Below are 16754 nucleotides of genomic sequence, written 5' to 3' on the forward strand. Positions count from 1 at the left end.
AATCCTTGTTGCGCAAGGAAAGGAGATTACAGGATGGCAGCAAAAAAGGAAATTTCAGCAGGCGGTGTGGTGTTTCGCAAACAGGGGGAGCAGCTTGAAATCCAGCTGATTACCGACCGATATGGCAAGGTATCCCTGGCTAAAGGCAAAATGGAGCCGGGAGAAACGATCGAACAAACGGCTTTACGTGAAATCCGCGAGGAAACAGGGCTAAACGGGCGAATTATTCAGCATGTGGATATGATTGCTTATACGTACCAGCACGCTGAATATGGGGAAGTGGACAAGGAAGTTCATTATTATCTCGTAGAGGCACTGGATGGAGATTTACAGGCGCAGATCGAAGAAATAAAAGGTGTCGCGTGGCATACGCCTGAGGAAGCATGGCGTCTCCAGCGCCAAGGTGGATATGATAATAATGATGTCATTCTGAGCAAGGCGCTGTCTATGCTGGGACTTAACGTTTAATTCTAGGGTGAGACATGCGTTGCTCTAAGCGAGTCCATACAGGTAAATAGCAAGCGGGCAAGGCGATCAGAGAGCTGATCACGTTGAACAGGGTTTGGGCATGGGCGACCTTGGCTCCGGGCTCGGCGGATATCCAGGCGGCAGCCATTTCCAGCCCGGGGATCAACGGCATAAAAAGCAAGGCTCCGCCTACATTCAGCAGCACATGGGACCAGGCCACAAATTTGCCGGACGTGCTGCCGCCTACAGCGGCGATCAAAGCAGTCACGCATGTGCCTACATTGGAGCCGATGACAATGGCGATCCCAACATCGACCGGCAAGGCACCTGCGGCCGCAAGGCTGATCGCCATGCCGATAACGGCTGCGCTGCTGTGGACCAGTGCAGTCAGGCAGGCTCCGGCGGCGAAGGCCCACCACATGTTGGCCGCAGCGTGATCCAGAAACCAGCGGAATAGTCCGGCCTGCTCAATCCATGGGCCGACTGCTTGCATTACACGGATGCCGATCAGAATCAGCGAAAATCCGGCAAAGGCAAGGCTGATAAATTGTACAGTCTGCGGGCGGCTGAGTCCATTGGAGCCGTGGGGAGCTCCGGCAGATACATACTGGCGGCCGGGGACAGCTTCTCCCCACAGGACGGCGGTGCTCCAGCATAGCAGTGAGCCACATAGCAGCGGCACAGCCACTTTGCCCAGCTGCAGCCCCATCAGTTCGGTGACCAGGCAGGTGCCGATATTGGTGCCGAGGATGATGCCGAGCGTACGGCCGTAGGATAAAAGCTCAGCATTGACCAGCCCGATGGTCAGCACCGTTACGGCGGTGCTGCTTTGCAGCAGGGCGGTAATGCATGAGCTGAACAGCAAGCCCCGCCAAGGGGAGACGGTGGCCCGGTTCAGCCAGCGAGTAAGGAAGGGGCCAGCCAAATGGCGGAGAGCAGCTTCCATCAGCTTCATTCCGCCCAAAAAAATAAGCAGCCCACCGCACAGCGGCAAAATAACGTGTATAAACACGGGCATGAACCTCTCTTCTAAGGTAATTTAATGTTGGTGACTTAGGCAACATATGGCTAATTTTGATCTTTCGATCGCTATTACAATGCCTTGAAATCAGGATATTTTCATGAATTACTTTTGACGCTAACTGAAGCATGTCGCTTCTTTTACAGTAACGCTAAACCAGTTATGTAACAGCCTATGATCTGTCGAGGACAGCCATGACAAGCATGGCCGAGTTGTTTTTTACGGAACGATAATTTTGTAGTATCTTCACAAGCTTTAAAAGCGTGACGTTGATATAAGGGCGGGTAGTAGCGGAGCGGTTCATTTGAATCTGGAGAAGCGGTAGCGTTCGCCTTTGCAGGGGGATTCTTACCATTAAAAACATTTATAAAATCCCAAGAATCCCCGTGCAACAGCGATCGTAAGATCAAATGAATCGCGGAGCCGCACCCCATCGAACACCACGCTTATAAGGACTTTGAGTAATCCAAGAATAGGAGTGAGGGTTTTGCCTTCAGTAATATTAGAACGAGGCCGAAAAAAAAGGCTGGAGCACGCACACCCTTGGGTGTTTAAAAATGAAATAGCCAAGGTCGAGGGCGATCCGGTGGCGGGCGAGCTGGTCAGCATTGTTAACCATCAGGGTCGATATTTGGCGACAGGCTACTATAATCCGGCTTCACAAATTACGGTGCGTGTGCTATCGTACGAGCCGCTGGAAGCCATGGACAAAAGCTTCTTTGTTGAACGCTTCCGCAATTGTCTGGAACACCGTGAACGTTTTGTGACCGGAGGAGATGCGTATCGGCTAGTGTACGGCGAGGCTGATTTTTTGCCTGGACTGATTGTAGACCGTTTTGGTGATGTATTGGTCGTGCAGCTGTTAACGCTGGGCATGGATCGGCGCAGGGAAGAAATCAGGGACGCGCTCGTTGAAGTGATGGGACCTGTCGGTATATATGAACGCAGTGATGTATCCGTCCGCGAGTTGGAAGGACTGGAACAGACGAAGGGGCCTTTGTACGGTGATTGCCCGCGCCATGTCGTGGTAACGGAAAATGGCTTGCAAATCAAGGTCGATATTGTGGAGGGCCAGAAGACAGGTTATTTCTTCGACCAGCGTGAGAATCGTGCGGCGATTGCACCGTTGATGACAGGCTGGGGTGCGCGCAGCGGAATTACAATGCAGGAAGTTGCAGAACAAGGCGGCTCTGGCACCACGGTTATGAAGCCTGTAAATAAAAGCGGCAAGGTTGTTGAATTCCCGTTTTGGGATGGCGCAACCGTACTGGAGTGCTTTTCACATACCGGAAGCTTTACACTTCATGCATGTAAATACGGGGCCAAAAAAGTAACTTGTCTTGATATTTCCGAGCATGCGATTGAAAGCGCCAGGGATAATGTCAAGCTGAACGGCTTCGAGGAACGCGTCGAGTTTGTCGTCGATGATGCTTTTCAATATTTGCGCAATCAGGTCAAAGGTGTAGAGGAACGAGCAGCCAGAGCCGGGGGCAAGGGGGATACGTCCAAGCCGCTAACAGCTGGTGGCGGACGTACGTTTGACGTGGTTATTCTTGATCCGCCAGCCTTTGCCAAAACGAAAAGTGCGGTCAAAGGAGCTACGCGGGGATATAAAGATATCAACCTGCACGGGATGAAGCTCGTTAATGAGGGGGGCTATCTGGTGACAGCGAGCTGTTCGTACCATATGCGTCCCGAACTGTTTCTGGACACGATTAAGGAAGCGGCGGCTGATGCAGGAAAAATCCTCCGTCTGGTGGACTGGAGAGCAGCCGGCAAGGATCATCCGCAAATTTTGGGCGTGGAGGAAGGCCATTATTTGAAATTCGCGATCTTTGAGGTGCGCAGCCAAAAACAGCTGTAGGTGTGGAAACACAGTGAATCGTCTTTGGGATAGCTAAAGATGGCTAAATAAGTAAAATAGGCTCGTTTAATGTATACATCAGTCCTGTAGAGAAGGCATGCATCAAGCCAACCTGCGGGACTGTTTGTTTTTTGAGGAAGGATATATTGCTGCAAAATGGCAAACGTACGTTCTTTTCTCCCTTGCCTCGTGTGCTATACTGTTAAATAGAATGTTGTTCGTTGGAGAGGAGGCCGCATCATGTCGGTCCGTTTGTTGATTGGCCGCTCAGGCAGTGGTAAAAGCACGCTAATCCGTCATGAAATGACATCTATGCTACGCGAGCAGCCGCTAGGCAAGCCCATGTTGCTGCTCGTACCGGAGCAATCGTCATTTGCTTCCGAGCATGCGTTGCTTACAGAAGCCGGAAACGGTATTCAGGGGTCGGTGCGCGCCCAGGTGATGGGATTTCATCGTCTTGCTTATTTAGTCATGCAGGAAACCGGAGGTTCAGCGCTGGTGCCGGTGACGGAAGAGGGCAAGAAGATGCTTTTATATAAAATTATACGTCGTCGCAAGGATGAACTGAGTTTGTTCAAAGACTCGGGGGATCAGCTTGGCTTTGTGGACCGGTTGAATACGTTGTTTACGGAGCTAAAGCAGTATGGGAATGATACCCGGTCTGTACCAGAGCAGCTGGAGCGCATGCATGCCGCAGGGGAGACGGTCCCGATTTTGCGCGGTAAGCTCAAGGATATCAGTTTAATCTATGAGGATTTTGAACGAGAGCTGGCGCTTAAATATATTGACGGTGAGGATACGCTGCGCATGCTGGCAGAACAGATTGCCGAGTCATCTCTTGTGCGCGGGGCAGATATTTGGATGGATGGCTACCGCAGGTTTACGCCGCATGAATACAAGGTGGTAGAGCAGCTTATGCTGCACGCCTCTTCGTTGACGGTGGCGCTGACCTGCAACCGCAGCTACGAGAGCGGACAGCTTCCGCATGAGCTGGATTTGTTTCATCCGTCGGCAGCTACCTATGTAAAGCTTAAAGGAATGGCCGACGAGCTGATGATAGAGATGCGGACCCAATTATTGCGCCCAGATCCAATGCCGAGGTTTAAGGAGCGTTCGGCGTTGGCGTATTTGGAGGCATATTTTGAACATCGTACAGGGTATCGGATACCGCAGGAGCTACGGGATCAATGGGCAGACAAGCAGCCGGAGGGCATAAAGCTGTACGCTGCTGCCAATCGTCGTGCAGAGCTGGAAGGGGCCGTACGCGAAATGCGCCGTCTGGCCCGGGATGAAGGCGCGCGTTATCGGGAAATGGCTTTGTTTGTACGTCATATTGAGGATTATGAGCCGTGGGTGGAACCGATATTCAAGCAATATGGGGTTCCGGTATTCCTGGATCAGCGAAGAAGTGTACTGCATCATCCCTTAGTGGAAATGATTCGGGCTTCGCTGGATATCGTCCAGCGGCGTTGGCGGTATGAAGATGTATTCCGTGCGGTCAAAACGGATCTTCTGTTGCCGCTGGATGGTCGGGTTAGCCGTGAGGACATGGACCGTCTGGAAAATTATGCACTGGCCTGTGGAATACAAGGCAGCCGCTGGACAGACGGACGACCGTGGCAGGCTGTACCCAGTCTGTCGCTGGAGTTGGAGGAGCAGGAGCGGAACCGGCAACGGGATGAAACACTCGATTTGATGGAGCTTTGCCGTGATGTGATCGTGACGCCTTTACGTGCGTTTGAGAAGCGACTCGGCAAGGCTCGCACAGCACTCGAGAAGTGTGAAGCGGTATATCTGCTGCTGGAGGATGCAGAAATCGGTCAAAAACTGGACGTCTTTGTTCGTCAGGCTGAGGAAGCTGGAAATCCCGAGCAGGCCAAGGAGCATCGTCAGGTATGGGATGCGGTGCTTGAGCTGCTGGATCAGATTGTCGAAATGATGGGTGATGAAAGGCTGGATACCTCTTTGTTCGCGGGTGTGCTGGAAACGGGATTGGCTGAGTTCCGTATGGGACTTGTACCGCCAGCTTTGGATCAGGTGCTGGTCGGCAACACGGATCGTACACGTGTAGCTGGCATACAGCATGCCTTTGTGCTCGGTATGAACGAAGGTGTGATGCCGGCTGTGTTTCATGAGGACGGCGTGCTGAATGAGCAGGAGCGTACCGCTTTGAACGAACGAGGCGTAGAGCTGGCACCGGATATGACAAGACGTCTGTTGGATGAACGCTTTCTCGCTTATTCGGCTCTTACGTCCCCTGGCAAAAGCCTGTGGATGAGTTATGCTGTGACCGATGAAGAAGGGAAGTCGCTGCTGCCATCAGAGTTGGTTCGCCATGTCCGGCAGCTGTTTCCGCATCTGGAAGAACGTCCATTGGCTGGATACCCATTGCCGGGAGATGCCTGGGCAGCCCAATGGGAGTATGCTTCCCATCCGTCCGAGGCTTTGCCACAGCTCATTGCGCAATTAAGGCATTGGCGGCGTGGCGGAGATATTCTGTCTCCCTGGTGGGAGGTATACAGCTGGTATGCCAGCCAGCAAGGGCGTGAGAAGGATAAGCTGCGTCAGCTGCTGACCTCTCTTTTTTACGAAAACCACGCCGAATTGCAGAAGGAAACGAGTCACCGTCTGTACGGCAGCAAGCTGCGTACCAGTGTATCCCGGATGGAACGTTTTGTCGCATGTCCGTTTTCGCATTTTGCCTCTCACGGTCTTCGTTTGAAGGAGCGGCAAATGTATCGCCTGAAGGCACCGGATATCGGACAATTATTCCATGCAGCGCTCGGGGAAATGGCGATCAATCTGCGGGAAAGAAACATAAGCTGGGGGAGTCTCAGCACGGAGGAGTGCCGCCAGGAGGCGGAAACGACAGTGGAGCGTTTGGCTCCTCGCCTGCAAGGCGAGATTTTAATGAGCTCCAAGCGCTATGGCTATATTTTACGCAAGCTGAAGGATATTGTGAGCCGTGCTTCATTGATTTTGGGTGAGCATGCGCGTAGAGGCAGCTTTGAGCCGATTGGGCTGGAGCTGGACTTTGGACCGGGCCAACCGCTTCCGCCCCTGACCTTTCGACTGGATAACGGCGTTGTCATGGAAATCGTCGGACGGATTGACCGTGTGGATGTGGCAGAGGGAGAAAAAGGCCTGCTATTGCGGGTTATCGATTACAAATCAAGCCAAAAGGATCTGAAGCTGCATGAGGTGTACTATGGCTTGTCCCTGCAAATGCTCACCTATCTGGACGTGCTGCTGAATGCGGCAGAGGAATGGTTGGGCGAAACGGCCTATCCGGCGGGGACACTATATTTTCACGTTCACAATCCAATGTTGCAGTCGCCTAACGGCCTTAGCGCGGAACAGGCTCGTCAGGAGCTTTTGAAACGCTTCAAAATGAAAGGATTATTGCTTGCGGATCGAGACGTGGTTGGGCAAATGGATACAGCACTGGATAAGGGGTATTCCTCCATTTTACCTGTTGCGGTGAAGGCAGACGGCAGTTTTTACAGCAGTGCGTCCGTCGCTTCGCCGGAACAGTGGGATAGTCTGCTGGCTTCGGTGCGTAACAATATTCGAACGATTGGAACACGGATGACAGAGGGCGATGTAGCCATTGAGCCTTATCGTATTCAGCAGGAGACAGCATGTACGTTCTGCTCATTCAAGCCTGTTTGTCAATTTGACGACAGTCTGGAAGGCAGTGGCTACAATCAATGGGGCAAACCTGGCAAGGATCAAATATGGAATCTGCTGGGTCATACACAGGAAGGGAAAGGAGGAATGGACCAATGATAGGAGCTTCTAACACGAAAGGCATACTCAGCACAAAAGGCATACTCAACGCAAAAGACATACCGAAGCCGGAAGGCAGCATGTGGAGTGATGACCAGTGGCGTGCCATTGCGGAGTCCGGCAACAACATGCTGGTGGCAGCGGCGGCGGGGTCTGGTAAGACAGCGGTACTGGTAGAGCGTATTATTCGTAAAATCGTCGATCCCCGGCTCGGCTTCAGCGTGGATCGGCTGTTGGTGGCGACCTTTACAAAGGCTGCAGCTGCCGAAATGCGTCAGCGGATACGGGAAGCGCTGGAGCGCGTACTGGAGCAGGAGCCGGAAAGTGAGCATGTACGCCGTCAGCTATCGTTGCTGAATCGGGCTTCGATTACGACGCTTCACTCTTTTTGTATGGAGGTTATTCGCAGGCATTATCAGGCCATTCCCCTGGATCCCGGTTTTCGGATTATGAATGAGCATGAGACGGAATTGCTGCGACAGGAGCTATTGGAAGAGCTGTTTGAGGAAAAATATGAGGCTCATGATGAAGGCAGCACGTTCCGCAGGCTGGTGGATTGGTTTAGTGGGGAACGCACCGATGATGCAATGTATGTGCTTGTTCAGCGGCTGTACGATTTTTCTCAAAGTCATCCTTGGCCGGAGCATTGGTTGAGGGAGACGGCGGCAGCATTTCGTGTACAGGATGTGGCCGCTTTGGGAGAGACTCCTTGGGTTCGCAGCATTTTGGCGGATGCCGCGCTTTCCCTACGTGGGGCTGCAAGCTTGCTGGAACAGGCGCATGAAGCAGCTATGCAGCCCGGCGGTCCTGCACCTTATGCAGCAACGCTGCAAGAGGATGCGGCGATGGTGAAGGGATTGCTGCAGGAGCTGGAGACACAGCCATGGGCAACGCTGTATGATCACTTTCAGATGGCTTCCTTCGGCAAGCTCAAGCCGGTCAAAAAAGATCAGACCGAGCCTGCATTGCAGGAGCGGGTCAAGCTGCTGCGTGAGGCAGCGAAAAAAATGATTACAGATATGAAAGCTTCCCTGTTCGGCAGAAGAGCGGAAGCCTATCTGGAGGAATTGCACGCAGCAGCTCCTCTGATGGACGAACTGGCAGAGACCGTCATTGCCTTCGGAGAACGATTTCAACAGCACAAGCAGTCCAAGGGGATGGTGGATTTCGGGGACTTGGAGCATTATTGTCTCAAAATATTGCGTCATCCCGATTCTACACCGGATCGACTGCTGCCTTCGGACGCTGCGCTTGAATACAAGGCACAATTTGATGAAGTGCTGCTGGATGAATATCAGGATACGAACACCGTACAGGAAGATATCGTAAGGCTGGTATCGCGCGAGGAACCGGGCAACCGTTTTATGGTAGGAGACGTGAAGCAGAGTATTTACCGGTTTCGGCTGGCCGAGCCGGGGCTGTTTTTGAATAAGTATCAACGGTATGGCATGCAGGAGCAGGAAGATGGCCTTTTGATAGACTTGGCGCGTAATTTCCGCAGTCGGAAGGAAGTTGTCGATGCGGTTAATTTGGTATTCCGGCAGATTATGAGTGTTGATGTGGCTGAAATTGAATATGACGAACGGGCGTGGCTGGTGCACGGCGCATCCTATCCCGAGCAAACGGAGCAAGCTGCTGTATCTGCCTACGTACCTGAACTGCTGTTAGTTGATAAAGGCGGGAACGGTCTTTCGGATGCTCTGGAAGGAGCTGAATTAAGTGATGAGTCAGGCGTACAGGAAAACGAACTGGCCGAGCTTGCGGAGCTGGAAACGGCGCAATTAGAAGCGCGTGCGATCGCGCAACGGATTAAGGAGCTGACTGGAGATACAGGACAACCACTGTTGATTTACGACAGAGGTTTAAAAGCGATGCGCCCGGCAGTTTACGGCGATATCGTCATTTTGCTTCGCTCGGCCAGCGTGTGGGCTCCCCTAATTGTGGAGGAACTGCGGCTTGAAGGCATTCCGGCTTCCGGAGAGCAGACGACAGGCTTTTTCAAAGCAACGGAGGTTGAGGTGATGCTGTCTCTGCTGCACATTATTGATAATCCGCAGCAGGATATCCCGCTTGCCTCCGTGCTTCGTTCGCCAATTGTAGGCCTGACCGAGGATGAGCTGGCTCAAATTCGATTAGAGAAGCCGGACGGACTATTTTATGGCGCTTTGCTGGCGGCAGCAGAGGCGGACCCGCTCAAGGGGAGTGAAAAAGGCATTTCCACTGACATCATGGAGCTGGATCTTTTCACTGAGGACTCACAATCTTCATTTGAATTAAGTGACAGGAATGACGGAAATACGTTGCATGCCCGTTTACGTTTATTTCTGCGTAAATTGGAAGCATGGCGCAAGGAAGCCAGACAAGGCAGCTTAAGTGCTTTGATTTGGAATTTGCTGGAGGAAACGGGATATCTGGATTGGGTAGGCGGACTGCCTGGCGGCTCACAGCGTCAAAGCAACTTGCGGGCGCTGTATGACCGGGCCAGACAATATGAGACTTCAACGTCTAACCGTGGATTGTTCCGATTTCTGACCTTCATTTCCCGTTTGCGGGAGCGAGGCGGTGATCTGGGTTCCAGCAGTGGCGGTACAGAGCCTGATCAGGCGGTTCGTATTATGACCATTCATAAAAGTAAAGGACTTGAATTCCCGGTTGTCTTCATTGCCGGGACGGCTAAAATGTTCAATCAGCAGGATCTGAATGCGTCGTTTCTTATGCACAAGGAGCTGGGATTTGGCCCCAAATATGTGGAAGAACAAAACCGGGTCAGCTATCCGACGCTGCCTAATTTAGCGATTCGTCGACGCTCCCAGCTAGAGCTATTGGCTGAGGAAATGCGGGTGCTGTACGTGGCGCTTACACGTCCTCGTGAAAAGCTTATTATGACCGGAACGGTGAAGGATATCGCTTCACGCGCTGCAGGCTGGGCACGTGCCAAAGAGCATACGGAAACCGTCCTGCCGGACTATATGCTGGCGGCAGGACGCAGTTATCTGGACTGGGTAGGTCCTGCTTTGATTCGCCATCCTTCTGCTGTCGCACTGAGGGAAGCGGCGGGTGTCCAAGCTGGGTATTTTCACAGGCTGGATCACATACCGGGGGCAGACTGGCTTTTTACAATTGTGGCAGCGGAAACTCTTTCCGGCTCCCGTGCGAGCTCGGATCATGAGGAAGAGGTGCCGGGTGAAGAGCGCCACATGAAGACAGAAGCGCTGAGAAATGCGGAGCCTCTGGTCATGCCCCTGGCCATGAAGGGAGAAAGTGAAACGGATATTGCTGCGGCTCTTTCCTGGACCTATCCATATGAACGGGCAGGCAGGACGGCAGCCAATACATCGGTTACCGAGATGAAAAGATGGCTCGAAATGCAGGAGATTGGAGCGGACGATTGGCTGAATCTATCTGCCTCTCAACGAGCAGAGTCACCGGAGGATCAAGAAGATTCTCACACAGGGGGCAATGCATTACATTTACGCAGACCTAAGTTTATGGGAAATCAACGTCTGACACCAACGGAACGCGGAACGGTGTATCATACGCTGATGCTGCATTTGCCGCTGGATGGGGTGATGAACGCCGATGTTATTGAGGAAACCAAGGCCCGTCTGCTGAATCAGCGCATATTGCTGGAGGTTCATGCGAAGGCGCTGGATACGGATAAAATATTGCGCTTTTTCACCAGTGAGCTGGGTGGCAGAATGCTCGAGGCAACCCACGTTCAACGTGAACTTCCGTTTACTTATACGATGCAGGCAGTCGATTACTGGAACCACAGCCTGCCATCGATGCTGCCAGCACAGGAAACACAGAAAGCAGGTCCGGAAGGCGGACAGGACGATAAAGTGCTGATGAACGGGATTATTGACTGCCTGTTTGAAACGCCGGAAGGGCTTGTGCTGGTGGATTATAAAACAGACCGGGTATCCGAATACCGTACGCTGTCTCATTTAACGGAGCAGTATCGTTTTCAATTGGAGCTTTATGCCCGTGTGATCGAAGCAATTACAGGTAAAAAGGTTGCTGAGAAGTGGCTGTATTTTTTAGAGGCTGGAGAGAGTGTGCGGCTGTAGTTATGTGAGAGAGGAGGAATAGTATGCGGATTTTGCACACAGGTGATTGGCATTTGGGTCGAACATTGGAAGGACGCAGTCGCTTGAAGGAGCAGGAAGCGTTTTTGGAAGAATTGGAAAAAATGGCTGACGATCAGCAGGCAGATTTGATTATGATGGCTGGAGATGTCTACGACTCGGTCAATCCTTCGGCGGCCGCCGAGCAGTTGTTTTATGAAGCATCTGCCCGTCTTACGGCTGGAGGAAGACCTCTGGTCGTTATTGCAGGCAATCACGATCAGCCGGAAAGGGTATCCTCGGTCACGCCGCTGGTAAGCGGGCGCGGAATTACACTGCTGGGACTGCCCAGCGGGAAAGCGGTGCGTGTTCATACACCACGAACGGGCGAAATGGCATGCATCGCAGCCCTGCCGTATCCCTCCGAGTCTCGTCTGAACGAGCTGTTGTCTGAGGACGGAGATGAAACGGTATTACGCGAGGCATATAGCCGCCGTGTAGGGTTGCTGATGGCACAGCTGGGTACAGCGTTTCGGCCCGACACCGTTAATTTGTCGATGAGCCATATTTATGTGCTTGGCGGGCTGGAGTCAGACTCCGAACGTCCGATTCAGGTCGGGGGAGCCTATACGGTTGATCCGTCAGCGCTGAGCATCGGGGCGCAATATACAGCGCTGGGACATTTGCACCGTCCCCAGTATGTCAAGGGAGACGGGCTGATGCGTTATAGCGGCTCTCCGCTGGCATACAGCTTTTCCGAGGCGGGACAAGCCAAATCGGTTACGTTGATTGACGTGGTTGCTGGCAAGCCTGCACAGGTCGAGGAACTGTATATTACCAGTGGACGTCCATTGGTAAGGTGGCGCGCACGGGGAGGTCTGGAAGAAGTATACCGCTGGCTGGACGAAGGGCTGGATATGGATGCTTTTATTGATCTGGAGATTACGCTCGATGAAGCGATGTCGATGGGGGATATTCAGCGGCTGCGTAAAAGCCGTGAAGGCATCATTCACATTCGTCCATTGTATCCGGAAATGGCTGCAGCACAGCTGGAGCATCAACGGTCAGAATTGCCGGTTCATGAGCTGTTCCGAGCCTTCTATCAGCGACAGACAGGCGGGGCACAGCCGGATGATGGATTGGTGCAGCTTTTTTTGGAGCTGGTGGAGCAGGATAATGCAAGAGACCACGCTGAGGAGGAGGATGTATGAAACCGATTCTTCTGAAATTGGCGGGGCTGCAAAGCTATCGGGAGCCGCAGGAAATTCGTTTTGACGAGCTGACCGAAACCGGACTGTTTGGGATTTTTGGTCCAACTGGTAGTGGCAAATCAACTTTGCTCGATGCCATTACGTTGGCTATGTACGGTAAGGTGGAGCGGGCGGTGAATGGTACTCAAGGCATCATGAATCATGCTGAAGACACGCTGTCCGTGGCCTTTACGTTTGAACTCATGTCAGCGCAGGGACCTCGTCGTTACCGTGTGGAACGACGTTTCAAACGCGCTGGAGGCGTATCTGTTAATAATACGCTCAGTCGTTTTATTGCGCTCACAGAGGACGGCGAGGAAGTGCTTGCTGACAAGGTGCAGGATGTGACGCGCTGTGTGGAGGAGTATATCGGCCTGAAAATGGACGATTTTACGCGTGCCGTCGTATTGCCGCAGGGAAAGTTTGCGGAATTTTTGTCCTTAAAGGGTAGTGAACGCAGGCAGATGCTGCAGCGTTTGTTCCATTTGGAGAAATACGGCGATCAACTGGCACAGAAGCTCAGCCGTCGTGTGAAGGACAATGACATTGCATTGAAAGAGCTGGAAGCGGAGCAGCAAGGCCTGGGGGATGCGAGTGCTGAAGCGCTTGAACATGTGGAGGTGCGTCTCAAAGAAGCAATTGCCAATGCAGAGTCTTCACGTCATGAGCTGGAGCGTGTTGCTCGCGAGGCGGAAGCGCTGAACAAAACCCGCGAATTGGTTATGGAGCACAGTCGCCGGGCGAATGAGCTGGGGCAGCTGGCAGCACTGGAGCCATCCATTGCTTTGCTGGAGCACAAGCTGCGGCAAGCGTCGGCAGCCGAGGCGTTGCTGCCAGTGCTGACGGATTGGAAGGAAGCCGCTGCCGAAGCGAATCAACGTCAAAAGGCCGCCGAAGAAGCGGCGGTTCAGGCCGTCTCAGCGCAGGAGGCTGCGCTTGTGTCTGCACAAGCAGACGAACAGGCCCGGCAAGCGCTGGGTGCGGAGGAGCCGAGGCTGCTGCTTCGGATCGATCAATTGGAACAGGCGCTTCAGCTGGAGCGTGATACGGAGGTGCTACGGACCGACCGGGAGCGTCTCGCGGCAGAGCTGGTGCAAAGTGAGCAAACCCTTGCTTCATATGGCGAAGGACTCGCCAAGGAGCAAGAGCTGCAGGCACGAGGCTTGAAGCGGCAGCAGGAGCTGCAACAGGAGCTAAAGCAAAATGAAGTGCGGGCAGATGAGCGGCGTATGCTGCAAGAGGCGGTGCAACGGCTGCAGCAGCTGGAGACAGCAAATGAGCAATTGCGCGAAGCTGAACAGGAGTACGCCGTTCAGGAGAAACGGCTTGCGCAAGCTGACGGACACCTCAAGCTGACGGAGCAGGAGACACAGGATACGGAGGCGCGACGTTCTGCCCTTGCTGTACAGGCGGCTGAGAGCATCGAGGCATTGCTAACGTTGGAGGCAGAAATTACAGCCGACGTGTCGGCACTGGCAGCCGAGGAGGAGCAGCTGCGCCGTGAGCTCCGCGCCGAGGAGCTGGGCCATCTCGCACAGCGTCTCGCCTCCGAGCTGCACGAGGGCGAGCCGTGCGCGGTGTGCGGCTCGCTGCACCACCCTGCACCTGCCGCCGCCGTGGTCCATGGCGCGGATGCGGCTGCACCGGACGAGCTGCAGCACCTGCGGCTCGGCTTGCAGGAGCTGCGCCTCACGCTGCGCCAGCAGCTGCACGAGCAGCGCAGCCTGCTGGCACAGCCCGCCGTCGCAGACAGCGGCGCTGCTGCCACGGGCGAGTCTGCCGCGCCCTCCACAGCGCCGGCAGACCCGCGCGGTGCCGCCGCCTGGGCGGAGCGCTGCACGGCGCTGGAACGGGCAGCGGCTGAGCTGGCCGCCCGTGCCCGTGCGCTGCCTGCGGAGGCGCACGCCTTGCGCGAGGCAGACGCCGCCGGGCAGCAGCGGCGTATCCGCGCAGCTGCGGAGCAGGAGGCGGCTGCCGCAGCGCTGGCGCAGGCGCGGAGCAGGCGCGAGGCATGCGCTGCGCGCTGCGCAGGATTGCGCGCCGAATGGGCGACGCAGCTGCCGGACGTGGCGCCGGACGAAGCCGCGGAGCGTTATCGCGCCATGCAGGAACGCGATGGGCGTGCAGAGGAGCTGCGGTCGCGGCTGGAGACGAGCGTGACCTTCCTCGAAGAAAAAGCTGCACGTATTCAGCAGATACAGCAGAGCATCGTCGAGGAAGATAAAATCATGATTGACCGTCGTGCACGGCTCCAGAGCAAAGACGATTCGTTGCGCGAAAAGCGGGAACAGCTCCGAAAATGGGTTGGAGAAGGACAGGCAGCTTCCTTGTTGGAAGAAACGGCTTCACGCCTGCAGAGACTCAAAAACGAAGCCGCAGCTGCAGCACGTCGCCATACTGAAGCGGAGGAACGCAAGCAGCAGGCTGTTCATGCTTCGTTGATTGCCCGGCAGGCATCCGACTCGGCTGAAGAAAGACGGCAGATGTCTGAGACCCGTTGGAGCAGTCGTCTGGAAGATTCAACTTTTGCGACAGAAGCAGAGGTTCTGGAATGCTGTCTGAGACCCGATGAAGCCGCACGTTATGAACGTGAAGTGAGCCTGCACCGACAGCGAGAACAAGAGCTGTCTTCCCGCTTAAAACATGTGGAAGAGCAACTGGATGGAGCAACCGTTACGGAGGAAGAGTGGGAAAGGACTGCCGCGCAGCTCCGCGAGTGCCGTATACGTGACGAAGAGGCGCTTCAGAATCGTGCCAAGGCCGAGCGTGATCTGGAGGATTTGCAGCGTAGGCATGTTCGCTGGGTGGAGTTGGAGTCCAATCGTATACAATTGCGTAGCGAGGCAGAAAAGATGTCCAAGCTCCAATCTGTTTTTCGGGGCAATGCCTTTGTTGAATACATTGCTGAGGAGCAGCTTATGCAGGTCAGTCAGTCGGCTTCACGTCGTTTGCGTTTTCTGACCAAGCAGCGTTACGCGTTGGAGGTAGACTCCAGTGGTGGTTTTGTCATTAGTGATGATGCCAACGGTGGTGTCAAGCGTCCGGTATCGACTTTGTCCGGCGGAGAGACGTTTCTAACCTCCCTGTCGCTTGCGCTTGCACTATCGGCTCAGATTCAATTGCGGGGCCAATACCCGCTTCAATTTTTCTTTCTGGATGAAGGCTTTGGAACATTGGACCCTGAGTTGCTTGACACGGTGATTACCTCCCTGGAAAAGCTGCATCATGATCAACTGTCTGTTGGTGTGATCAGCCATGTGCCTGAGCTGCGGGCCCGACTTCCGCGCAAGCTGGTCGTTCTACCCGCTGAGCAGGCTGGAGGCGGCTCCAGAGTCGTTATGGAAACATTTTAAAACAACGTGATGCAGATCACAGATACAGTTTCAAAGCGTTGTTATAATACAGCTAAGCCGACAAGTTAATCATACAGCACCCCGGCGGACGTATGCTGAGGAAGGGATTTCCCGGTATACGTCCGTTCAGAGGGGCTCTGCCAAGAGCCTCCGGGGTGCTTCTTTTTTTTGCAACCCGAAATTCGCCCAATTTTCTGTAGCACATAGCCCGTTTTTGAATAACATACGGTATACATGCAAGAGCCTAGGAGGAAATAACCATGGAAAATAGCATGCCAACCGTTACAGCACCGGAACAAACGGATGCTAAAACACTGTGTCAAAAGCATATGTATCGTTATGTATGCGTATGGGTGAAGGATGGAACCATGTATGATGGGATTGTAGAACATGTCGATGATGAAAAATTGTACTTAGCCGTTCCCGTGGGCGAGATGGAGAACGCGAACGTCAACGCGAATGTGAACGCAAACGTCAATCTCCCTTATCCACCCAGCAACTGCGGCTGTGGCGGCTCCCGAGCCTATGGGGGATATGGGTTCTATCCACCTTATCCTCCCTATGGATATGGATACGGATACGGATACGGCTTCCCTTACGGTCGCCGACGCTTTAATCGTCTGATTCTGCCACTGGCTGCGCTGACTGCGATTGCCTTGCTGCCTTATTATTAAGCAGAGGTTGCCTCATCGCCATAGTGAATATCCCTACTGTCTTCGTTTAGTCAGCTCGCATAATAAACATCTTCTACATGTACAGCAAAGCGGTTTTACTGACGAATTATAGATGATCACACCATAAAAGCTGTTTCTTCCGCCAAGAAGAAGCAGCTTTTTTATCTATATCCTCCATGATATATACTGGACAGGACGAAGGTCCCGTTACTGTTATCCACCAGGCGTGTTAACATCAGGTATATAAAGAAAAATTACGATAGGAGGA

Annotated in this window: 8 protein-coding genes; 7 read left to right on the top strand and 1 reads right to left on the bottom strand. The window is 53.6% G+C overall.

Going from position 1 to position 16754, the window contains the following annotated elements:
- Window positions 1-33 precede the first annotated feature (33 nt).
- Complete coding sequence (locus B4V02_RS08370; RefSeq protein WP_094154450.1) at window positions 34-468, top strand: NUDIX hydrolase; 435 nt, start codon at window positions 34-36, stop codon at window positions 466-468.
- Here the strand turns inward: B4V02_RS08370 and B4V02_RS08375 are convergent.
- Window positions 458-1480 carry a Na/Pi cotransporter family protein gene (locus B4V02_RS08375; RefSeq protein ID WP_094156968.1) on the bottom strand — a complete coding sequence of 341 codons (1023 nt, stop codon included), beginning with the start codon at window positions 1478-1480 and terminating at the stop codon, window positions 458-460. The genes B4V02_RS08370 and B4V02_RS08375 overlap by 11 nt on opposite strands.
- Before the next feature lie 496 nt (window positions 1481-1976).
- Between B4V02_RS08375 and B4V02_RS08380 the strand changes: the two genes are divergently transcribed.
- The 6 genes from B4V02_RS08380 (at window position 1977) to B4V02_RS08405 (ending at window position 16486) form a co-directional block, all read left to right on the top strand.
- Entirely contained in the window at window positions 1977-3353 is a 1377-nt protein-coding gene (locus tag B4V02_RS08380) for a class I SAM-dependent rRNA methyltransferase (RefSeq protein ID WP_094154451.1), read from the top strand.
- Window positions 3354-3593: 240 nt separating this feature from the next.
- Window positions 3594-7142, top strand: coding sequence for a helicase-exonuclease AddAB subunit AddB (gene addB / locus B4V02_RS08385; RefSeq protein ID WP_094154452.1), 3549 nt, complete (start codon window positions 3594-3596; stop codon window positions 7140-7142).
- Window positions 7139-11212, top strand: a complete 4074-nt coding sequence (gene addA, locus B4V02_RS08390) for a helicase-exonuclease AddAB subunit AddA (RefSeq protein ID WP_425270783.1) — start codon at window positions 7139-7141, stop codon at window positions 11210-11212. Before addB ends, addA begins: the two co-directional genes overlap by 4 nt.
- Before the next feature lie 23 nt (window positions 11213-11235).
- Window positions 11236-12420 carry an exonuclease SbcCD subunit D gene (locus tag B4V02_RS08395; protein ID WP_094154453.1) on the top strand — a complete coding sequence of 395 codons (1185 nt, stop codon included), beginning with the start codon at window positions 11236-11238 and terminating at the stop codon, window positions 12418-12420.
- Window positions 12417-15812, top strand: coding sequence for an AAA family ATPase (locus B4V02_RS08400; protein WP_094154454.1), 3396 nt, complete (start codon window positions 12417-12419; stop codon window positions 15810-15812). The genes B4V02_RS08395 and B4V02_RS08400 overlap by 4 nt, the downstream gene beginning before the upstream one ends.
- 260 nt (window positions 15813-16072) lie before the next feature.
- Window positions 16073-16486: a hypothetical protein gene (locus tag B4V02_RS08405; RefSeq protein ID WP_094154455.1), complete on the top strand. Its 414-nt coding sequence runs from the start codon at window positions 16073-16075 to the stop codon at window positions 16484-16486.
- Window positions 16487-16754: the final 268 nt, after the last annotated feature.

This window comes from Paenibacillus kribbensis (genome assembly GCF_002240415.1).
Taxonomy (GTDB): Bacteria; Bacillota; Bacilli; order Paenibacillales; family Paenibacillaceae; genus Paenibacillus; species Paenibacillus kribbensis.